Below are 19717 nucleotides of genomic sequence, written 5' to 3'. Positions count from 1 at the left end.
ACTATGAAAAACCCCTTATCGTCAAAATACTCCGAAGAGGAAAATCAAAGACTGGTGAAACAAGCCCTGGAGGGTGATCAAAGTGCGTTGGATCAACTAATTCGCTTACACCAACCGTTCATCTACAATGTAGCCTGGAAAATGGCTCATGATCCCAACGATGCGCTCGATCTCACTCAAGAGGTGCTCATTAAGGTCATTACCAAACTGTCGCAGTTTAACTTCAACAGCTCGTTTCGTACCTGGCTGTACCGGATTGTGACGAATGAGTTTTTACAAACCAAGCGACGCCAGGGTGAGCAACAGTTTAGTTCGCTGGACGAATACGGCGCAAGGTTGGATTCTATTCCTAATCCTGACCTGACACGAGAGGAAGAAATTACCTACCAAGAGCTATCCAAAGAGATGCAAATTCGGTGCATGTCGGGTATGCTGATGTGCCTTAATCGGGAGCAGCGACTGATCTATATTCTGGGCGATACCTTTGGCGTCGATCATAAAATTGGTGCTGAGATATTTAACGTCTCACCGCAAAACTTTCGGATTAAGCTGCATCGGGCACGCAAAGACCTCTATAACTTCATGAACAATAAGTGCGGGCTGGTCAACAAGAGCAATCCTTGTCGTTGCCCTAAAAAAACCAAAGCTCTTATCCCGATGGGGCTGCTGGATGCCAATAATATGCAGTTCAATATTTCGGAAAAGAACCGCATTGAAGATTACGTAGAGGAGGAGCATATGAACTTGATGGATTCTATTGAAGACAAGTACGTAGCCCTTTTTCGCCAGCATCCGACGCGCGAAGACTTCGGTGAAAAAACAGTAATCAGAGAGATACTTGAGGACGAAGATATCATGAAGTATCTGGAATAACGGCCTGTCCTACAGCCCCTAATGAACGGTTTAAATGCTTTTTTAGGCTCTTTTTGCGAATCTACTGCAAAAAGAGCCTTTTGTTTTGTAACACCTCCCGGTATCCGGTATCTAATGGTTGAAAGCAATTTATTCACCAAAAGAAAAAGCAATGAACTTCAAACGAGAAACAGTCATCAACCGGCCCGTGGCCGAAGTATGGGAAGTGTTAGGGAACCAGTTTGGCGAAGCCTACAAATGGGCTAGCAGCCTAAGGCATTCCGAAAGTTTTGGTAAACCGACAATGGAAGGAGCTAGCTGTAGCAACCGCGCCTGTAACACTACCCAGGGTAAAATCATAGAGGTCGTCAGAGTATTTGATGCTAGGCAACATACGCTACAGTACGAGGTGCTCGAAGGGTTTCCCTTCTTTATCGACACCGGGGTTAATACCTGGCAACTCACCGCGCAGGGCGACAAAACGCACCTGAGTATGAACGCTGACATTACAACAAAAGGCTTTGTGGGAGCCATTATGAATCCGATGATGAAGATGCAGATGAACACCCTGTTCGATGAGGCAGTCGAGGACTTTAAGTACTACGTAGAGCACGACGGCGAACCACATCCTCGTAAGGTGAAGGCTAACCGGAAACTGGCAAAGAAAGCTGCTTGATGAACTATGCATTCACCTTTACCAGAAGGACAGCTATCGGCTAATCTGCCCTTTACTATATTCTTTTCGGAACAATTACCTCAAGGACTTCTCGGTTTTCAGATGCGTTACTTGGTCTACGCGGTCGGTAGGATAGATCTCTGGAAGTTTTCAGGAAAAGAAGCGATGGGCTACCAATAATTTTGTAACACACGGGTGCCTTGTGCATCCAATCATTGAACTATAAACGACGAATATACTATGAATACTTTAAAAATAACCCTTACTGCTGTGGTTCTACTACTGAGTGAAACGTTTGCCTCGGCGCAGGATATGGATAAGAAATTCAGAACCGTACGAGCTGAATTGAAAATTAACGCCCCGGTCGAACGGGTCTGGGAAGCAATGGTACTCGACTACGGAGAAATATCTAACTTCTCTTCCTATATATATTCTTCTAATTATGAAAACGGTTCGTTGAAGGGCAAAGAAGGGGCTGAACGTAAGTGCGACTTTAATGAAAAAGGCTCTCAGTGGGTACACGAGCGTATTGTAGACATTGACCAGGAGAATATGATTATGACAAACCAAGTCGTAAGTGGGAAAAAAGTGCCACTTAACTTCGATAATTCGCGGGCGTTCTACGGAGTCCAAGACAACGGCGATGGTACTAGTACCGCATCCTATGAATTCCAGTTTCGTACTAAACCAGCCTTTATGGGAGGTATTGCCCGCGGTGGCTTCGAGAAGCAGCTAGCTGGTACGCTCGTTGGCCTGAAACACTACGTTGAGACCGGTGAGAAAGTCACTCCGATGAACGGTAAGTATACGGAGATAAAAAGCGATTACCCTGAGCCTACCATCACAAAATAGTCACTTAACAATTCAAGATACACTAATAGAGATTATCACGAATGGCATTGTATAGCTAAGCCTCACCCGTCTATCTCCTCTTCCCCCTGGTGAAGCCGACGTGGCGCGGAGGATAAAGAGAGATTGCAGCCAAGTTAAAGTTTCATAAAAATTCATTTGTGATAATGTCTAATATCACCAAACCCAAGTTCAGGCTAACGTCCTAGCTTCTGGTGGGCGCGGGTAAAATGCCCTTCGGCAATAGCGGCTCCGATAGAAAGTTCGCCTGCTAGAGCAACTGCCGTCATGATTTCGGCTAATTTATTGGCTTTTCCAGTTCCGTAACAGTCCATCATTTCCAAGCACTCTCGTTGAGTAGGTAATCCGGTCCCACCACCCACGCTACCGATAATCAGGTTAGGCAAGGTGAGCGAAGCATACAATTCGCCTTTGGCAGTAACTTCAGCGCGGTTAAATCCGGTAGCTGCTTCGGAGATGCAGGCAACATCTTGTCCGGTAGCGAGAAACATGGCAGCTAAACCGTTCGCTACGTGGGCTTGATTTCCGGCACTGCCCGTTTTTATTTGCGACATAGTAGAGCTTTGCCAGAAGTTCACTAACCGTTGGGGCGTAGTTTTTAGTACTGTGCTTATTATTTGCTTAGGAATGGTAATTTCGGCAATTACCCGCTTACCCCTGGTTCGACCCAGTGACCGGATTCCGACTTTCTTATCGCCCGAAGCATTCCCTTCGATATAAATAGCTTGCGGTGAAGTGGGCGCATAGTCGCGAATGAAGTCGCACACTTTTTGACTACACAGTGTTACCATGTTTTGGCCACTAGCATCACCCGTTTGGTATTCTAAGCATACAATTACTTCGTTGCCTTCTAAAATAGTTCGGATGTTCTTCAGAACGGCGTAACGGCTACTACTTTCCGCCACTAGTTTAATAGTATCTCGCTGACTATCCAGCCATTGAATGAACGAAAAAGCCTCCTGGGCGGTCGTGAATTTAAGTAGGGGACAACGCTGCACGGTTTCTTCAATAACTTTAGCCCAAAAACCACCGCTTTTTCGTCCCGCCCGCAAGCCCCGGTTGTAGGATGCCACCAATGCCCCTTCGGTAGTTGCCATCGGAATACGGAAGTTACCGTTGGCATAATCACCCCGAATGCATAATGGGCCCGCCAGGCCGATAGGAAGCATACACAGTCCGGCAAAATTCTCAATATGCCCCTGAAAAGTCTTCTGATTTAGCTGGTTGTTTAGTATGGTGAGGTACGATATCTTCTCGTTATCAGTGGATGAATCTGGCAGTGAGGTAAGCGAAGGCTCTATTCCTTGGTTCATGGTATTTTATTCAGGGGAAGGTCAATCCTAGTAAATACTCGGCTACGGTACTGATTGTTTATTGATATCCCTATCTTGCAGCTTTGTTTACTGTAGCCTTTATTTCTACTGCACTATGATTATCCACTTAAAAGAAACGGTTAACACTGAATTAGCAGCTCAACTAGCTAAACAGGCGCAAGCTCAATATTTTATCCGAGAAGGGCAAACGATACTGATTACTTCATCCAGCAATAAAGAACTCCCTGACTTTTTGCGAGAATATACTGCTGAACATTTTGCGATGGCTTCGGATATTCAATTGGCGAGCCGAACGTATCAGCCCGCTACCCGCGAAGTTACTATCAATCCCGGAACCAGTCCGGCAGTCGCCACTGTGGAACAGGCAGTGAAGATTGGCGGTAGTACGAATAATACCTTGATGATTACTGGACCCTGCTCGATAGAATCGTGGGAGCAGATTGTTACCTGTGCTGATATGCTGAAAGAGTTGGGCATTACTACCCTACGAGCGGGCTGCTTCAAGCCCCGTACCTCTCCCTATTCCTTTCAAGGTTTAGGTATGGAAGGGCTGAAGATGCTAGCGCAGATTCGGGAAGAGTACGGCTTTAATATCATTACCGAAGTGCGGGATGCTACCCATGTAGAGGCAGTAATTGAGCACGCCGACATTGTACAAATCGGAGCCAAAGCTATGTACGACCACGGAATTCTTCGCACTTGTGGAGAAGCTCGCAAACCGGTGCTCTTGAAGCGTCACTTTGGAGCAACGCTTCAGGAGTTGGTGCAAGCGGCGGAGTTCGTGCTATCCGGTGGCAACGAACAAGTAATGCTCTGCGAACGCGGTATTCGTACCTTTGAGACTAAAACCAGATTCACCCTGGATTTGTGCGGAGTATCTTACCTGAAAGAGCACATCAATCTTCCCATAATTCTAGATACCAGCCACGCCATGGGCTACGCCTACGGAGTACCCGACCTCACCCGCGCCTGCGTAGCAATGGGAGTAGATGGACTACTCATTGAGTCACACCCCAACCCTAAAGTAGCCAAATCCGATGCCGCTCAACAACTGAACCTAGATGAGTTTCGGAGCTTGTATCGCAGCGTACAGTCAGTAGCTGAGGCGGTGGGTAGGAAGGTGGTCTAATCACCTTCCTATATTGGATATCTTAAGTGATGACAAGCGAATAGCCATAGGTATTGACTTATTGCGAATTAACTGGGCGTAACCCAATTCTCTATCCTAATGCCTTGTATTCTATTTAAATGCTTTTCATTGTTGGTTACCATAGTAAGCTGATTAGCCACTGCGGTAGCTCCAATGAGAAGATCAAAATCTGGGATTAGTATACCCTGTTTTTGTAATGTGACCTTCTCTAAGGCGAACCTGTCAAAACTAGGGTAGATCGGTAACACCGTAAATAGTTCTTCCACCTCCTCTACTTCTTGGGAGTGTTTTTCACGATTATCACTTTTTTCAGCCCCATACTTTAGTTCAGCTACAGTGATCTCGGAGATAAAGCAATTTTTTATACCAACTTGCTCAATTTTCTCTTTTATACCCTGTTTGCCTCGCAGTAAATGAACACAAATATCAGTATCCAATAGGTATCTCACCTAGTTAAATTTAAGGTTCTTATCAGAGACTGTTCTGCTATTGACAATACTATCTGCCAACTGTTCATCCGTATCGTTCCAGGCTCCCGCTAGTTTGTTCAGTAAAGTCTGCTTTTCCGTATCTTTATCTTTCATCCGAAAGCTTGCCTTAAGATTTTCCGAGAGTTGCGCCATAATCTCCAGTTTTTTAGCAGTGTCTAATGAAACAATCAGGCGCATTAACTTATCAACAGTGATGTTTTCCATAGATTAAAGATAGTAATATTGTCAGATATAAACCATGCGTATACTGCAATAGCCACTAAAAACTAAATGAGGCGTAGACTACTGATACTCGAATTATTACCTTTCCTGTGACTAGATATTAGCTACGCCTACGGAGTACCCGACCTCACCCGCGCCTGCGTAGCAATGGGAGTAGATGGACTACTCATTGAGTCACACCCCAACCCTAAAGTAGCCAAATCCGATGCCGCTCAACAACTGAACCTAGATGAGTTTCGGAGCTTGTATCGCAGCGTACAGTCAGTAGCTGGGGCGGTGAGGCGGCGGGTGGTCTAGTATAAGTAGGTTTACTTTGCTCGGGCTTGTACCGGTTAACGGAATTGATGAGTGTAAACTATAATGTGATAAGGGATTAATTTTAGTACGCGCCAATCAAAACTCGAGTCGGTAGGTAATGGATGGGATGATGGGGAAGAGGCTGTATTGCTTGAGTCTTCCATCTTGTTCATAGAGAAAGTACGGGTTCAAGCGGTTGTAGGCGTTGTAGAGCGAGAATATCCAGGTGCGCTGCCGATCTTTCTTTTTTAACTTGGTACGCTGATAGCTAATATCCAACCGATGGTAGGCAGGTGCCCGAAAGTTGTTACGCTGGTCTAACAGCAACCGATCATCAAACGCTTGTTGGTAAAACCGCTCATACTCCCAACCCGGTGGGGCAATGCCTTGATAACGTGCCGTAGGAATACTCACCGCATTGCCCGTATTATAGACAAACGTAGTCGATAGGGTACGGTCTTTCGGCAGATGATAATTGACCAGTAGCGAAAGGTCGTGCCGACGGTCGTAGCGGAAGGGAAACCGCCTACCATCATCAATGGCATCAAACCAGTGGTACGTCCACGAGAGGGTGTAACCCAGCCACCCCGTAATCTTGCCTTGTTTTTTGTTAATGAACAGTTCGGCCCCGTAGGACTCGCCATTGCCCGCCACTACTTTGTTCTCCCAAGTTTCCCCATTTTGAAACAAGAAACTGGCCCCATCACGGTAGGCAATCAGGTTATCCATCCGTTTGTAGTAGCCTTCCAGGCTCACATCGTAGCGGTTGCGTACTAACGACTTAGCAATACCCGCAGCCACTTGTTCCGAACGTTGGGGGGCAACGTTTTCAGTCGTAGAAACCCAAAGGTCAGTGGGCAAGCCCAGTGAAGAATTCGTCAGCAGGTGCAAATACTGCACCATGTAGGTGTAGGATACTTTCACTGATAAACTGGGACTGACTAAGTAGCGCATGGCTAGCCGAGGCTGTAGATTGGTGTAGGCTTCGCTATTCACCCAGAAGCCCGAAGCACGTAGCCCTACATTGGTGGTCAACTGGCGGGTAATACTGATCTCATCTTCCGCGTACACCTCAATATTGGTTGAATTAATGAAGGTCTGGTTGTTGAAGGTAGTATCGGTACTGGCATTGACTACCTGCACTACATCGGGCTCAAAGCGTTGGCGCGAGAGCATCCCCCCGAACTTAATGCTGTGCGACAGGGCAGGGGCATAATCAAAGTCGGCTTGCAGCTTCAGGTCACGGATGCGGGAACGGGACAGGTTGAAGAAATCTGTACCTTCTTGCCTTACCCGGTATTCCTGAAAGAAGTTGTAAGTGCTGTAACTGGCTGAGATATTGCTAAACAGTTTAGGATTAAAAATATGATTCCAGCGTAGTACTGAAGTAAGATTGCCCCAACGGAAGTTGAAGGTGTAGCGGTCCGTGCCGTCATTGAAGGTATCAAAGAAGCGGTCGCGCCCGGTGTAGAAACTGAGGTACACCCGGTTGTTGCGGTTGAGCTTGTGGTTGTACTTGGCATTCACATCGTAGAAGTTGTAGCCAAAGGTACGGTCATCGAGCAGCGAAGCCACCGCCGAGGCTACGTCCAGCCAGGTACGCCGGGCGGAGATGATAAACGAAGAGGTATCGCGCTTAATGGGGGACTCATAAGTGAAGCGAGCCGCAATGGGGCTAATAGCAAACACGCCACCGCTTTCTTTGAGGTTGCCTTCCTTCATGGAAATATCCAGCACCGATGAAAGCCGACCGCCGTAGCGAGCCGGAATACCGCCTTTGATCAATTCTACGTTATTAATAGCATCGGTATTGAAGACGGAGAGGAATCCGAACAGGTGGTTGACATTGTAGACGGGCACGCCATCCAATAGGATGAGGTTCTGGTCAGGACTACCACCCCGCACGTACAGTCCGGCCGAACCTTCGCTGCCAAAACTGACCCCGGGTAGCAGTTGCAGCGTCTTGAGAATATCGGTTTCCCCACCCAGTACTGGGGCTTGCTCAATGGTTTGCATGGGGATTTTGTGGACACTCATCTGCACTTGATCTACCACATTCTCTTCGGGGGTAGCCACCACTTCTACTTCTTCTAGCAGGGTGTTAGAAGAGAGTTCTACATCCAGCCGGGTATCTTGCCTCAATGCTAGGGTTTCGGTACGGCGGGCGTAGCCGATGTAGGAAAAAGTGACGGTAGCCGAATCCCCCGACAGGGGTAGGCTGTAGAAGCCGTAGAGGTTGGTAGTGGTACCTTTGCCTAGTGTAGGTAAGTAGACCGAAGCCCCGATGAGCTTCTCCCCACTCTCGGCATCGGTTACGTAGCCACTGATGGTATGGGTTTGGGCAAGAGTAGGTTGATTACTAAGTATCAGAAGGAATACAGCCATTAACCAACAATTACCGTCACTGCGAGAAGCGGAGTATGAGCGACGAACGGGGCCGCCCGGCGGCAGTCTCCCGTATACAAATAGCGAGGTTACTAAAGGGAAGATCGCTTCACGTTCGTTCGCGATGACGTTCATGGTGGTTGGTATTAAAAAATCCGATAACCTACTGAAAGCTGTACGCTACGGTTGTAGGTGGAGTTGGCAATCACGATTGATCCATCTTGCCCAACGAGGTCATAAGTGAAATCATCGGAAATATCACGTAATCCTAGGTTGTAGCGTAAATTCACTAACCATCTGTCTGAAAGGGCGTAGCCTACTCCTACGTTGAAGGCTACATCCAAGTCTCGGTATGAAGCTAGTAGTTGCTCGTCGAAGGAAGGATTGTCTGAAAACGACCCGCCGAAGCCATCATTATTAAGATTCGTGCCCGTGCCCAGCAGATAGCCAAATTCGGGACCTAATTCTACAAATACCCTGTCCAGCACCCTGTACTGGAGCATAATGGGGATGCTGAGATAGTGAAGGTTATAGCGTAGATTGATGCTACCACCACTGCTTTGACTTCCTTTATTGCTGTACAACACTTCCGGCTGAAGGCTAACATTTTCAGTAATGGGAACCGACGCAAAGAATCCACCTAGATAGGTGAGCTTAGCAAACTCACCTTCGCCTAGGCCAACCCCCTCATTTGTCTGCCCCGCAAGCGCCCCACCTGCCTTTACCCCAATGGACACCTGAGCAAGTAAGCTAGAGCTGGCTAGCAAGCTGAATAATAAAAGTAAAGTTAACTTCTTCATAATTGATTGATTAAAGGGTTGTATAAAAATTTATTCGCAAGGGTAACTACCAATGTCTAGGTCAGTGGTGTTGTATGCCGCAAAGATACCTATTCCATTTTCTACATTAGAGTATACCTGACTAAATTGCACAAAGGGCTTGAACCCTAAATCTTCATCTTCGTTATAGCTGCGGTTTAGTGAATAGGTAATACTAGATTTTAAGTAACGATCGTAATGCTGGCTAGCGTTGGTTGTATATAATGTGCTATAGGAGCTTTCGTGAAAATCTTCACGAAAGAACTCTTCCTTACTAGGGAAACCATGTCCTGAAGCGAGCTCAAATGTAATATCCTCACCGTTCTGTGTTATATCATCTACCCGAATATAGAACTCAAAAGTAGTTACTCCACCTATCGTATTATCTACGTAAGCATTAAACCGATCAGGAACAGGGGAATAAGAGTAATAGTAGCCCGTACTGGAACCTGCTAACCGAAGAGGTTCCTCAAAGACACAATCCCTCTCTCGTTTATTCAGGTTCCAAAAACACGAATCTACTACATAACTGTAGCTAACATTGTGGAACCAGTAGAAGTCATTCCCCAAAGGAGAGTCATGAATAGTTACATTCATAATTCCGTTGCGATATGGATAGCGGTCAGCAGTATCCTCCTGAGTACATATTGTAACATTAGGAGGAGGGGGCATTATGTCTGAGGCTCGCACTACTGGATAACCGGGGGCAGTCGCTACAACACTATACTTTTGTGCTGCTTTTGGATAGTAATCCAATACGTATACACTATCTTGAAAAGTAAGGTCACTAAGTAACTCGTCGTTTTCATACAGTTGTACTAATGCATCGTCCACTATCGGGAAGTCTGTAGAATTAACGGATGAAGAAAGTGTAGTGGTTAACGATACTCGTATGATACTATCGGGGTGTAGTAAGCTGTTGAGTGCTAATTGCGGTGGGGCAGTCGGTAAGGCTATATCTAGTTCTTGGGTACAGCTTATGAATAATACCAGAATGATAGTGGTAGAAATCCTCATTTTTAAGTCGATAAGAAAAATGTAGACGCTCACTCTGGCAAAAGAATGAACGTCTACGGTAAAATCTACATAAAGCTAATGCTTAATTCCAAATATCACATCCATCTCTACAATCGTTGTCAGTCCCAATGTCACCACATCGGGTACCACCGCGACCGTATGCATTTAGAATTCCGCCGGCGTAGAACTCGGGTTCAAGAGTACCAGTAACATCATCTATTAAATCCATAGAAGTTCTTATTCTAGCCATAAGCCTGCCACCTGTATTAATATCAACATCATAACTACCTGAATATGAATCACCCCAAAAATTCCCAGTTTCTACAAGTACATCTAAATTACCTAGTAGTTTAAGAGAATGGGTTCTTTTTCTAGTCCAGCCACCAAAAAGCCCATCTTTGCGCCAGTTGATAAGCTCTACCTCTAGCACGTATTTGTAGTATTTCTCTTTGGTAAATTGATTAGTGACCGTCCATCTGTTAACGTATATCTCAGCATGTACACGGTCTTGCTTACGTCTACTACCAACCGAATGCCCACATGTATTTACCGTCGATCCGTATTTGTCAGCGAAAATCTCTACTTCTTGACGACCATTTGCTGCAATATCTTTGAACGGTAGTACAGCATGTTTGGCTACGCTAATTCTTAGCTCTTCATTGTTCTCATCAATACCACCTAGTAATTTTATCTTTTCATCATCACCGTCTAAAATAGTCTTGAATGCACCCTCCTGATAGACTCTTATTTCATCCCCTACTTTATACACAAAGTCCCTATTTAAGAAAGTAAGCAAATCGGCTTGAGAACTATAAGTATTAAGCGTATACATACCACTATCTTGCAAGATAAAAAGATCCGTATTTTCCTTCAGATAATCGGAGTACCAGAAGTCACTATCCCCTTGTGCTAGCAGATTACGATCTTCTTCGCTCATATTACCTAGCTCCTGAAACCAGGCTTCCTGAGCATCTTCTGCCTTGTCCTCTATGCTTCATAGCGAGGTGAATCCGGAAAATTGGCTTTCCCAAGCGTCCATTGTTTCGCGGTCGGCATTTTCCAGTGATTTTTTGATTTCATCAAAAGTAGCTTGGTCTTTAAATTCTAGGTAGCCGTTTTTTACCCGCACCGTAAAGTCATCCTCAATGGCGGTTGAGGAAGCTTCGGTGAGGTCGTCCTGCGAACAGGCGTAAAACAGGGCACCAAGGCTGAGGGCAAATACTGCCCAGATTGAGGTTTTTAGAAATTTTTCATTACAGTTTTCGTTAATGCATTGAGTATAAGTTTTCTCCCACTTTAGCGGGGAAGGCTGGAGGTCGGTTCGCCCTAGGCAGACCGGCCTCTTTTGTGGTGACTACTTTCTGTACTTTTTAATAAGGGGTTAAGTGATAATTATCATCTCTAAGGTGCAGTGAAGTAGCCGCTTAGGCAAGACAAAAAATACAAATGGTAAAAACACTGTACTGATTGGGGATAAAGTAGCGGATTGGTGGTAAAAACCTAGCGGAGGTTTTTGAGAAGTTTTTTCGGGGGGCTATATCTCTACAAAGAGGCCTCTTTCGTAGGAAAACCATACGTGATACTGAGTTTCTAGATAATCTAGTACGGTAACAAAGTAATCGGGTGGCTCTGATTCCTTTCCCTGCTGCTGTTGGAACCGTTGCCAGAATTTTTCGCTAAGTTGACACAAAGCACTTGCAATGGCTTGAGTAGATTCTCCTACGGATGCCTTGTTCGGATTAAATTGAATAAAAGTTGCGTCACCAGGGTTGAATTGGTAGCCGTGCTCGCGGTGGAGCCACTGCTGAACTGCTACGAAATAGGGCGGGGCAGTGACGGCATTTGGGTCAACTTCACGCTTGGAAAGAGTACGTCTTAATTGATAAGACTGGGAAATATGAAGGTTGAAGTAGGTGTTCATTAGTTGTAGCAGAGCCGGGATGAAATCTGAATTCATAAGTAGTTGGAGCAATAGCCCCACAAGATGCAGCGAAAGAGTTGGCGGGGCAAAACCAAAAGCAGAAATGGTAAAAACGCTAAGCCAACTAGGGAAAAAATGGCGGTTTGGTGGTAAAAACTCAGTGGGAGCTTTTGAGGAACTCTTTTAGTTGCGATAGAAAAGATTTACCGTACATTGAGCCACTAATTGCTAATTTATCGCCGTTGCTCATCATCAGCTCCGAGCTGTTGTAGGCAGTAACCTCCAGCAGATTAACAATACCCCCTTTACGATAGCGAATAAAAAATGGGTATTTCTTTGTTAGAAAATTATACGAACTGATACTGGCTCGTTCAAGGTGTTGCCCTCGGTCGGTTACAATATTGCAGTAGTTATGATCCGAGACAATGTACAGTATATCTCTATGATTAATGTATTGTATTTTGGTAAGTCCTTTTCTTTTTTCGTAGTGGATAAGGTGATCGTCTGAAAATAACGAAGAATTAGCGGTGGGGTATGATAAAAAGTACTCAGCTTTTCTTATTGCTTTAAGTACCCGAGGGGGCGTATACGGTTTCTCAACAAAGTCAATCACATTGGCTTCGCCTATTGCGGAGACTGCTATCCCCCGGTCGCCAGTCAGGAATATGATTAGTGAATCCAAGCGAGCTTGGGTAATTTGTAGCGATATATCCAATCCGCTTAGCGTAGGCATATGGTGATCGAGAATAATAACATCAGGGGCAGACCGCAAAATGTAAGACAAAGCTTGCGTTGGGTCAGAGAATGCCCCCTTTACTTGGCAGACCGAACTTACAATTTCGGTTAACTCTTCCAGTTGGTCGCGATTATCTTCAACCAGTACGCAGGAATATTGATTCATAGTTTACCTTTTACTCTATTTGAGTAGGTTGGGTTAATTAATAAATTCGGATAGACTAGGGTAAAGTGGGTAAACTTATCACAAAGAATAGCGAAGTCCTCATGGCTGAAGACAAACCGTTCGGTCTCATACAAATACTCAACAACATCTTGCCGCTGGATAATACTCATTAAGCAATCGTAGGCACTGGTTCCTAACGCCGCGTATCGCAACCTGCCAGTTGCCAGCAGTTGCTCCCGGATATTTTCCAGGGCAGTAATAATATCGGCTTGCGTAAAGGGTTTGTAAATGAATGCGGCGATGGTAGTGGGAGTATCCGATGCGGTGTAGTGCGTGTAGGCAGTGATAATCCCAAATTTGGGTGAAAGGGCATCATAAGACCGAGCAACCGACTTAATCAACTGAAACCCACTCATCAGGGGCATATTAATGTCAGTCAGTAGCAAATCTACGGTAAGCGTTTTATCCTGTATGTACTCCAACGCTTCCACCGGATTAATAGTAGCCAGTTTCACCTCTGCTACACCGCTCTCCTGGCAGTACTCCGCTAGCTCTTCTAAGATATACCGATTATCCTCGACAATTACGCAATTGAGTACCATAGTTAAGCTTGGAGGCGAAGTAGGCAGCTATACCGTTGGTCGTCAGAGACCAGGCGGCGGCAAATGTAAGCAGATACATAAGCGTAGCTACTTGATAACTCCCTAGCTGCCAGTGATTTGTGATAGTAACGTTTTTTAGATCGAAGATAAATGGGATGTACCCCATATACGCCATAAGCAACAATACCGATGCCCACAGTACAATAGTCTTGTAGCCAAGCCTCAGCACCGCCGTGATCACCAAGAGGCCTACTACGTACAGCGGGGCTAGTACTACAACATTTAACGGAAAAGCCCCGTGAAGCGAAGAAAAGGATACCGGGGTAAGATATAGTAATATAATAGCGGTACCAATAGTAACAACAGCATTAGTGAGTCTGCTAGTATGACGTAGCTGAAGTAGACTCGATGGTTGGAAGTGGTCAACAATAAATGATGACTTTGAGTCGGGTACTTTGGGTGAACCGGAAAGCGTAGTGTGGGCACTTACTTTCCAAGGAAGAGGCTTGGTAGCTAACATACGTAGCAGGGGTCGGTTGAGGTAAATAGTACCTACAATGTGGTAAGTTTTTCTGAGCTACGCAATATTTGAGCTGTAGCCTTTCTATAAAAAGAAGAACCACTCAACTAATACCACCTCACAGGGATCTTGTTATGGAGATACGACAAAATCCCTACGGGGGAACAGCTTAGAGCGTCTTTGATTAGCAAATAGCAACTTTTATGAACAAGCCCGCTTTAACCTACACTAAAGACAATACAGTAGGGTTTGCTATTTTTCTCGCCCAATAGATACGAAAAATTGGGAAAGAGATTGGCTAACAGTTTGCTTTTCGCACCAAAAGTGTGGCCAATGTAGTTGAAGTCGTAAACCATAGAAAGTAGACCATCTTACGGTATTTCGTAGGCTGGTTCTAAGATTAGTCCAGTATTGCTAACTAGATGGTCTACCTACTAGGGACTCATTTACTATCTCAAAATGGCACGCCAGATTAGCTAAAGATAAATTTAGACAGCATGAAGCAGACATTTTATCTACTACCAGGATCTATCTTCATCTTACTCTTAGGAGGGCCTGCTTCTGGTTCTACCAAATCACTTTCACAGCTGGCCATCAGCATAACGGGAATAGCAGCGACTATAATTAATCGTCCGAGATTTCTAGCAATAGCTTTCATAGTCAAAGATTTTTGTTAAGTTTTGTAAAAAATAGTACACGCGTAAGAATACGTAACAAATTTGATATTAATTTTCAGAAAAATAACAGTTCAAATATTTGAAACCTTACGTGTGTAAGAACAGGGCTACTATTAAAGTATAAGGGCAGTACTTTACTTTGCTGTTGCCCAGTAAAAACAGGCAGATTTTATCGAAAAGCTAAATTAAATGTAACCAAAGTGTAAATTTGCTTTTCGCGTAAATACATTCTATAATTACCAAGATGCTAAAACTAAAGCTATGTCGCAACTGTACTTCAATAAGTCTATGGAAGTAATTAACAAACCTGCTGTAAGCCCCCTTAACAAAAGCATTTCCTTCTTCCGGACTGATAGACGGAAATGGGCATCATTGGGACTTGTGTTTTTAATTCCCTTACTCTATAACAGTTGGCGCTTTTTTCCATCTAGTTTAGAGATTGACTATTACGGCGAATTTTATATGTTTTGGTGGAATTTTTCCCTTCATCTCATTCCGCTGCTGGTACTGATTGCTTGGTCGATGACTGTGCCTAGTAAGGATTATATAATGAGATTTATTCTAGCGGCATTACTAATATACAATATATACATAGTGTATATGTCATTTCCAATTTCGGAAGTAACTCCTTTGTATGTTGATGTTCTGGCTACGGTAGGTACTTACGCTTTATTCTACAGTAGTATCCATTTAATCAAAAAGAGATACTTAGAGAAGCGACCAAGCTATCGCTCTATGCACGTAGGCTTACTGCACGATTTGAATCATCATCGGTTTATGGGGGCAGTATGTAGAATTGAGGGTATGATTGATATGTCGGATATGAATGATACGTACCGCGACGTCTGTAAGAAGGAGATCGATGAACTTAAAGAAACCTTCGCCTACATCGTAGAGAAATACGAAAATATCGACTAGACATAGACGTCCCTACCATCATCGCGACGAAGGAAGCGCTCGGCGCCCGACGATCTCACACTACGGGCGACCCCACTTATCATACTTCCTCGTCCACCGTGTGGTGATGAGGTCTGCGCTACTTTTGTCAAAGCATCTGATCTTTGAAAGCTGTGTAATACTGCTGTAATGCTTCTGCTTTAAACTTGCATCTAATAGGTGGGCTACTTATCATTACCACACTATTCTACCTCACACCACATCATCAGACTTATGCAAGTACTCAACCGCCCCACGGCTAACTCTCTACAACAAAGTATCCATTTCCTTCGTATAGATAAGCGTAGGTGGTTATGCCTAAGTTTAGTTTTCCTAATCCCTCTACTGTACAATAGTTGGCGCTTTTTTCCTTCTAGCTTGAAGATTGATTATTACGGAGAGTTTTCTGCTTTCTGGTGGAATTTTTCTCTTCTGCTTATTCCGTTGCTAGTACTGATTGCTTGGTCCATGACTGTGCCTAGTAAGGATTATATAATGAGATTTATTCTAGCGGCATTACTAATATACAATATATACATAGTGTATATGTCGTTTCCAATTTCGGAAGTAACTCCTTTGTATGTTGATGTTCTGGCTACGGTAGGTACTTACGCTTTATTCTACAGTAGTATCCATTTAATCAAAAAGAGATACTTAGAGAAGCGACCAAGCTATCGCTCTATGCACGTAGGTTTACTACATGATTTGAACCACCATCGATTTATGGGAGCAATCTGTCGCATTGAGGGTATGCTACAGCAACCTAATCTAACCGAAGAAGACCGTCAGCACTGTTTACGCGAGGCAGCCGAACTAAAGGAAACTTTCGCTTACATCACTGAGAAATATGAAAGCCTTTACTGATTATTTTTTGCTTTTCTTCGCCCAGCTATCCCGCAGGGTTACCGTCTGGTTGAAAACCAGTTTCCCTTCACTACTGTCCGAATCAACGCAGAAATAGCCCTTTCGCATGAACTGAAATCGGTCAAACGGTTGGGCATTCTTTAAACCTGGTTCTACTTGTACATTATCAAGCGTTACTAACGAATCAGGATTGATAAACTGCTTGTAATCAATGGGTTCACCCTGATCGTCTTCATGATTAGTAGGTTCGGGGTCGGAGAAAAGACGGTCGTACAAACGAACCTCGGCGGTTACAGCGTGAGGTGCCGATACCCAATGAATGGTTCCTTTCACCTTTTTACCACTGGTATCTTCCCCGCTTTTAGTGTCAGGAAAATATGTGGCATAAATGGTTGTAATCTCTCCAGTTGCTTCCTCTTTCTCAAATGAGTCGCAGTGAATGATGTATGCTCCTTTCAGGCGGACTTCACGACCGGGGCCGAGGCGGAAGAACTTCTTGGGGGGATCTTCCATAAAATCGTCTCGTTCAATATACAACTCCCGGCTAAAGGGTACGATTCGACTGCCACCGTTCTCATCTTCCGGGTTATTTTCTACCGATAAATCTTCGGCTTTTCCTTCAGGGTAATTAGTAATCACCAGCTTTATCGGGTTAAGCACTGCCATTACCCGAGGAGCGGTTTTATTCAAATCTTCCCGAATACAGAACTCTAGTAGGCTCAGGTCAATCATATTATCTCGCTTGGCTACTCCCACCCGCTCGGCAAAATTACGCAAACTAGCGGGCGTATACCCTCGCCGACGTAAGCCGCTAATGGTAGGCATTCGCGGATCGTCCCAGCCGTTTACGTAGCCTTCATTCACTAGCTCTAACAGCTTACGCTTGCTCATCACGGTGTAGTTCACATTGAGACGGGCAAATTCAATTTGCTGGGGGCGAGGATTAACCATTTCTTGATCAAATTCGCCAATCTGCTCTACGAACCAGTCGTACAGTGGGCGGTGTACCTCGAACTCTAGCGTACAGACGGAGTGGGTGATATTTTCAATAGCATCGCTCTGGCCATGCGCCCAGTCGTAGGTGGGGTAGATGTGCCAATTATCGCCTGTACGGTGGTGGTGGTGGTGCAGAATGCGGTACATAATAGGGTCGCGTAGGTGCATGTTGGGCGATGCCATATCAATCTTCGCCCGCAGCACATGCGATCCCTCAGCAAGTTCACCGGACTTCATTTTTTCAAATAAGGTCAGGCTTTCTTCCGTTGGGCGATTGCGGTACGCGCTCTCTTCACCCGGTTGGGTAGGAGTACCCCGCATCCGCCGAATTTCATCTACCGAAGTTTCATCCACGTAGGCTTTACCTCGTTTAATCAGCTCTACAGCCAGTTCGTATAGCTTATCAAAGTAATCGGACGCGTAGTGTTCTTCGCCCTCCCACTCAAAACCTAGCCAGCGAACATCTTCTTTGATAGCCTCTACGTAAGAAGTATCTTCAGTTACCGGATTGGTATCATCAAAACGTAAATTGGTTTTTCCGCCGTATTTTTGGGCTAATCCAAAATTAAGACAGATCGATTTGGCATGGCCCAAATGAAGAAAACCGTTGGGTTCGGGTGGGAAGCGGGTATGAATCACACTACCGTTTTTGCCATCGCCCAGGTCGTCCTCTACGATTTGCTCTATAAAATTTAGCGAGGTATTTTCTTCTAACTGACTCATCAATAAAGTAAAAATTGAAAATGGATAATTGACAGTAACCAGTTCTGTATATCCATATCCCGGTTGAAAATATTTTGGCAAAATTAGAGAAAGCTTGGGGATTTATCTACTTTTTGTACCAGGATTGCCAAGATAATGAAGGATAGCCAGGATGGAGTAATTGGAAAGAGAACCAGTTCTGAACTAAATCAAGTATTGGTAGACTTAGACGATAAATAATCTTCTAAGGTGACTCTAAGTTTTCTAGTGTGTTTTCTATTCGCTCAAGTATTGGATTGAATTGATTGACTACCGCTCTGTCGTTCAACCATCGTATGAACCAACTGACCCCAAATCCGAATGCTAAGTAAAATATGTAAAAGATCCACGCACCCCAATGTGGAATATTGAGAGGCAGCCCTAAACCTAGAATTGCGTAGCCGATAAGAAACGGTGAGATATACCAATATAAAACGGTTTCTAGTAGCCGTTTCTCCTTTGATAAATACTGGTATCTCTGCTTCAGGTAATCTTGAAAGGGGGCATCTGATGGTGTACTGCTTTTGAACCGTTTTACTACCAACAGCTTAACTATTACGAGCAGCGATCCTAAGATAAGAAATCCAAAGCCTATTTTAGCAATCATGTCAGGTTCGTAATACACTATTCTGCCAAAGTATCCAGTCATCAGCACTGCCGGAACAATTTCCCGAATATCCCGCCAGAACAGAGTGCGTTCAAATTTTCGTATATCACGATCCAGGTCAATCATCAGCTTTGATTGGTTAAATTTAATTTGCATCTCGGACGGAGCTTGTTGCCACAGCTTTTGTAATTCCTGATCTAGCATACTTCCTGTTGTTTTAGGCATACTTTCAACTTCTCTCGGATGCGTTTGAGCTTTATGGCGGTATGGTTATCACTTAACCCCATAATCTCAGCAATCTGCTGATTAGCAACACCTTCTAAGTGAAGTAGTACAATGGCGCGGTTGCTTTCCTCTAGTAGGGCGATGCAAGCGTACAGTTGATTTTTCAGTTCCTGTTTTTCTATACTCTCCTGAGCAGTTGCCGACTGAGCAATAAACTGAATGCTATCTATCGATCTTTTTTTCCGCAATCTTGACTTTCGCCGAAATTGCATACTCACATTTAGGGCTACCCGAAAAAACCAAGTGTTGGTATAGGCCAAGTCGTGGATGGTATCAAACGATTTCCATAGTTCCAATACTATTTCTTGGTACAAATCCTGTTGGTCCTCGGCACACTGAGCGTACACCTGGCATATCCGAAGAATTCGATACTTATTGTCTTCTAGCAGTTGCACAAACTGGCTTTCTTTCTTTTCCGACATTCGGAGCGTTAGCTTTTATCTACCTTAGTGAACGATGGCGAATAAAAGTGACAGAGTACAGCAAAAAAATTAAGATTACCAATAGAATCTTCGGCTAAGACTACGGTTAACATGGTAATTTCTGATGGGGATA

Annotated in this window: 23 protein-coding genes; 8 read left to right on the top strand and 15 right to left on the bottom strand. The window is 44.5% G+C overall.

Annotated elements, in window-relative coordinates; translation table 11 throughout:
* Window positions 1–3: 3 nt before the first annotated feature.
* From P0M28_RS07175 to P0M28_RS07160, 4 genes are all read left to right on the top strand, one after another.
* Entirely contained in the window at window positions 4–873 is an 870-nt protein-coding gene (locus P0M28_RS07175; protein ID WP_302209029.1) for an RNA polymerase sigma factor, read from the top strand.
* Between the two features lie 151 nt (window positions 874–1024).
* Window positions 1025–1528 carry an SRPBCC family protein gene (locus P0M28_RS07170; protein ID WP_302209028.1) on the top strand — a complete coding sequence of 168 codons (504 nt, stop codon included), beginning with the start codon at window positions 1025–1027 and terminating at the stop codon, window positions 1526–1528.
* Window positions 1529–1534: 6 nt separating this feature from the next.
* Window positions 1535–1708, top strand: coding sequence for a hypothetical protein (locus P0M28_RS07165; protein WP_302209027.1), 174 nt, complete (start codon window positions 1535–1537; stop codon window positions 1706–1708).
* Between the two features lie 60 nt (window positions 1709–1768).
* Window positions 1769–2380, top strand: coding sequence for an SRPBCC family protein (locus P0M28_RS07160; RefSeq protein WP_302209026.1), 612 nt, complete (start codon window positions 1769–1771; stop codon window positions 2378–2380).
* 194 nt (window positions 2381–2574) lie between these two features.
* On the opposite strand, the gene P0M28_RS07155 is transcribed toward P0M28_RS07160, so the two are convergent.
* The gene (locus tag P0M28_RS07155) at window positions 2575–3711 is read right to left on the bottom strand and encodes a hydroxymethylglutaryl-CoA reductase (protein ID WP_302209025.1); all 1137 of its coding nucleotides are present in this window, start codon (window positions 3709–3711) and stop codon (window positions 2575–2577) included.
* A gap of 115 nt (window positions 3712–3826) precedes the next feature.
* Here P0M28_RS07155 and aroF point away from each other — a divergent pair, with 115 nt between their 5' ends.
* Window positions 3827–4861 (top strand): 3-deoxy-7-phosphoheptulonate synthase, encoded by a 1035-nt coding sequence (aroF, locus tag P0M28_RS07150; protein WP_302209024.1) that lies wholly within the window; start codon window positions 3827–3829, stop codon window positions 4859–4861.
* 68 nt (window positions 4862–4929) lie between these two features.
* Here the strand turns inward: aroF and P0M28_RS07145 are convergent, their stop codons facing one another.
* Entirely contained in the window at window positions 4930–5331 is a 402-nt protein-coding gene (locus P0M28_RS07145; RefSeq protein ID WP_302209023.1) for a type II toxin-antitoxin system VapC family toxin, read from the bottom strand.
* Window positions 5332–5577 carry a hypothetical protein gene (locus P0M28_RS07140; protein WP_302209022.1) on the bottom strand — a complete coding sequence of 82 codons (246 nt, stop codon included), beginning with the start codon at window positions 5575–5577 and terminating at the stop codon, window positions 5332–5334.
* Window positions 5578–5694: 117 nt separating this feature from the next.
* Here P0M28_RS07140 and P0M28_RS07135 point away from each other — a divergent pair, with 117 nt between their 5' ends.
* On the top strand, window positions 5695–5892 hold the full coding sequence (locus tag P0M28_RS07135; protein ID WP_302210863.1) for a hypothetical protein: 198 nt from the start codon (window positions 5695–5697) through the stop codon (window positions 5890–5892).
* A gap of 96 nt (window positions 5893–5988) precedes the next feature.
* Here P0M28_RS07135 and P0M28_RS07130 read toward each other — a convergent pair whose 3' ends face one another.
* From P0M28_RS07130 to P0M28_RS07090, 9 genes are all read right to left on the bottom strand, one after another.
* On the bottom strand, window positions 5989–8412 hold the full coding sequence (locus P0M28_RS07130; protein ID WP_302209021.1) for a TonB-dependent receptor: 2424 nt from the start codon (window positions 8410–8412) through the stop codon (window positions 5989–5991).
* Between the two features lie 11 nt (window positions 8413–8423).
* Window positions 8424–9077 (bottom strand): porin family protein, encoded by a 654-nt coding sequence (locus P0M28_RS07125; protein WP_302209020.1) that lies wholly within the window; start codon window positions 9075–9077, stop codon window positions 8424–8426.
* Between the two features lie 30 nt (window positions 9078–9107).
* Entirely contained in the window at window positions 9108–10112 is a 1005-nt protein-coding gene (locus P0M28_RS07120; RefSeq protein ID WP_302209019.1) for a DUF4249 domain-containing protein, read from the bottom strand.
* Between the two features lie 82 nt (window positions 10113–10194).
* A complete protein-coding gene (locus P0M28_RS07115; RefSeq protein ID WP_302209018.1) occupies window positions 10195–11049 on the bottom strand; it encodes a hypothetical protein in 855 nt (284 codons plus the stop codon).
* Window positions 11050–11106: 57 nt separating this feature from the next.
* Window positions 11107–11241, bottom strand: a complete 135-nt coding sequence (locus tag P0M28_RS07110; RefSeq protein WP_302209017.1) for a hypothetical protein — start codon at window positions 11239–11241, stop codon at window positions 11107–11109.
* A 405-nt stretch (window positions 11242–11646) separates the two neighbouring features.
* Complete coding sequence (locus P0M28_RS07105) at window positions 11647–12069, bottom strand: hypothetical protein (protein ID WP_302209016.1); 423 nt, start codon at window positions 12067–12069, stop codon at window positions 11647–11649.
* Window positions 12070–12190: 121 nt separating this feature from the next.
* Complete coding sequence (locus P0M28_RS07100) at window positions 12191–12934, bottom strand: LytR/AlgR family response regulator transcription factor (protein ID WP_302209015.1); 744 nt, start codon at window positions 12932–12934, stop codon at window positions 12191–12193.
* Window positions 12931–13536 carry a LytR/AlgR family response regulator transcription factor gene (locus P0M28_RS07095; protein WP_302209014.1) on the bottom strand — a complete coding sequence of 202 codons (606 nt, stop codon included), beginning with the start codon at window positions 13534–13536 and terminating at the stop codon, window positions 12931–12933. The genes P0M28_RS07100 and P0M28_RS07095 overlap by 4 nt, the downstream gene beginning before the upstream one ends.
* Window positions 13505–14056, bottom strand: coding sequence for a hypothetical protein (locus P0M28_RS07090; protein ID WP_302209013.1), 552 nt, complete (start codon window positions 14054–14056; stop codon window positions 13505–13507). Before P0M28_RS07090 ends, P0M28_RS07095 begins: the two co-directional genes overlap by 32 nt.
* A 1277-nt stretch (window positions 14057–15333) precedes the next feature.
* Here P0M28_RS07090 and P0M28_RS07085 point away from each other — a divergent pair.
* The gene (locus tag P0M28_RS07085) at window positions 15334–15651 is read left to right on the top strand and encodes a hypothetical protein (protein WP_302209012.1); all 318 of its coding nucleotides are present in this window, start codon (window positions 15334–15336) and stop codon (window positions 15649–15651) included.
* Window positions 15652–16215: 564 nt separating this feature from the next.
* Complete coding sequence (locus P0M28_RS07080) at window positions 16216–16533, top strand: hypothetical protein (RefSeq protein ID WP_302209011.1); 318 nt, start codon at window positions 16216–16218, stop codon at window positions 16531–16533.
* Here the strand turns inward: P0M28_RS07080 and P0M28_RS07075 are convergent, their stop codons facing one another.
* The 3 genes from P0M28_RS07075 to P0M28_RS07065 all read right to left on the bottom strand — a co-directional run bounded on the left by P0M28_RS07075 (window position 16534) and on the right by P0M28_RS07065 (window position 19584).
* The gene (locus tag P0M28_RS07075; RefSeq protein WP_302209009.1) at window positions 16534–18252 is read right to left on the bottom strand and encodes a glutamine--tRNA ligase/YqeY domain fusion protein; all 1719 of its coding nucleotides are present in this window, start codon (window positions 18250–18252) and stop codon (window positions 16534–16536) included.
* A 223-nt stretch (window positions 18253–18475) separates the two neighbouring features.
* Window positions 18476–19102: a hypothetical protein gene (locus tag P0M28_RS07070; protein ID WP_302209007.1), complete on the bottom strand. Its 627-nt coding sequence runs from the start codon at window positions 19100–19102 to the stop codon at window positions 18476–18478.
* Window positions 19075–19584: an RNA polymerase sigma factor gene (locus tag P0M28_RS07065; protein WP_302209006.1), complete on the bottom strand. Its 510-nt coding sequence runs from the start codon at window positions 19582–19584 to the stop codon at window positions 19075–19077. The genes P0M28_RS07070 and P0M28_RS07065 overlap by 28 nt, the downstream gene beginning before the upstream one ends.
* Window positions 19585–19717 lie beyond the last annotated feature (133 nt).

Source organism: Tunicatimonas pelagia, from assembly GCF_030506325.1.
Classification (GTDB): domain Bacteria; phylum Bacteroidota; class Bacteroidia; order Cytophagales; family Cyclobacteriaceae; genus Tunicatimonas; species Tunicatimonas pelagia.
The sequence above is the reverse complement of the archived record's forward strand: the minus strand, read 5'-3'. Positions and strand labels throughout refer to the sequence as shown.

Bases quoted from the DNA above. Each gene is read 5' to 3' on its own strand.
- P0M28_RS07075 (WP_302209009.1), bottom strand. From the start codon at position 18,252: ATGAGTCAGTTAGAAGAAAATACCTCGCTAAATTTTATAGAGCAAATC.
- P0M28_RS07100 (WP_302209015.1), bottom strand. From the start codon at position 12,934: ATGAATCAATATTCCTGCGTACTGGTTGAAGATAATCGCGACCAACTG.
- P0M28_RS07105 (WP_302209016.1), bottom strand. From the start codon at position 12,069: ATGAATTCAGATTTCATCCCGGCTCTGCTACAACTAATGAACACCTAC.
- P0M28_RS07130 (WP_302209021.1), bottom strand. From the start codon at position 8,412: ATGAACGTCATCGCGAACGAACGTGAAGCGATCTTCCCTTTAGTAACC.
- aroF (WP_302209024.1), top strand. From the start codon at position 3,827: ATGATTATCCACTTAAAAGAAACGGTTAACACTGAATTAGCAGCTCAA.
- P0M28_RS07125 (WP_302209020.1), bottom strand. From the start codon at position 9,077: ATGAAGAAGTTAACTTTACTTTTATTATTCAGCTTGCTAGCCAGCTCT.
- P0M28_RS07165 (WP_302209027.1), top strand. From the start codon at position 1,535: ATGCATTCACCTTTACCAGAAGGACAGCTATCGGCTAATCTGCCCTTT.
- P0M28_RS07175 (WP_302209029.1), top strand. From the start codon at position 4: ATGAAAAACCCCTTATCGTCAAAATACTCCGAAGAGGAAAATCAAAGA.
- P0M28_RS07070 (WP_302209007.1), bottom strand. From the start codon at position 19,102: ATGCCTAAAACAACAGGAAGTATGCTAGATCAGGAATTACAAAAGCTG.
- P0M28_RS07065 (WP_302209006.1), bottom strand. From the start codon at position 19,584: ATGTCGGAAAAGAAAGAAAGCCAGTTTGTGCAACTGCTAGAAGACAAT.
- P0M28_RS07090 (WP_302209013.1), bottom strand. From the start codon at position 14,056: ATGTTAGCTACCAAGCCTCTTCCTTGGAAAGTAAGTGCCCACACTACG.
- P0M28_RS07160 (WP_302209026.1), top strand. From the start codon at position 1,769: ATGAATACTTTAAAAATAACCCTTACTGCTGTGGTTCTACTACTGAGT.
- P0M28_RS07085 (WP_302209012.1), top strand. From the start codon at position 15,334: ATGTCATTTCCAATTTCGGAAGTAACTCCTTTGTATGTTGATGTTCTG.
- P0M28_RS07115 (WP_302209018.1), bottom strand. From the start codon at position 11,049: ATGAGCGAAGAAGATCGTAATCTGCTAGCACAAGGGGATAGTGACTTC.
- P0M28_RS07170 (WP_302209028.1), top strand. From the start codon at position 1,025: ATGAACTTCAAACGAGAAACAGTCATCAACCGGCCCGTGGCCGAAGTA.
- P0M28_RS07155 (WP_302209025.1), bottom strand. From the start codon at position 3,711: ATGAACCAAGGAATAGAGCCTTCGCTTACCTCACTGCCAGATTCATCC.
- P0M28_RS07095 (WP_302209014.1), bottom strand. From the start codon at position 13,536: ATGGTACTCAATTGCGTAATTGTCGAGGATAATCGGTATATCTTAGAA.
- P0M28_RS07140 (WP_302209022.1), bottom strand. From the start codon at position 5,577: ATGGAAAACATCACTGTTGATAAGTTAATGCGCCTGATTGTTTCATTA.
- P0M28_RS07080 (WP_302209011.1), top strand. From the start codon at position 16,216: ATGTCGTTTCCAATTTCGGAAGTAACTCCTTTGTATGTTGATGTTCTG.
- P0M28_RS07120 (WP_302209019.1), bottom strand. From the start codon at position 10,112: ATGAGGATTTCTACCACTATCATTCTGGTATTATTCATAAGCTGTACC.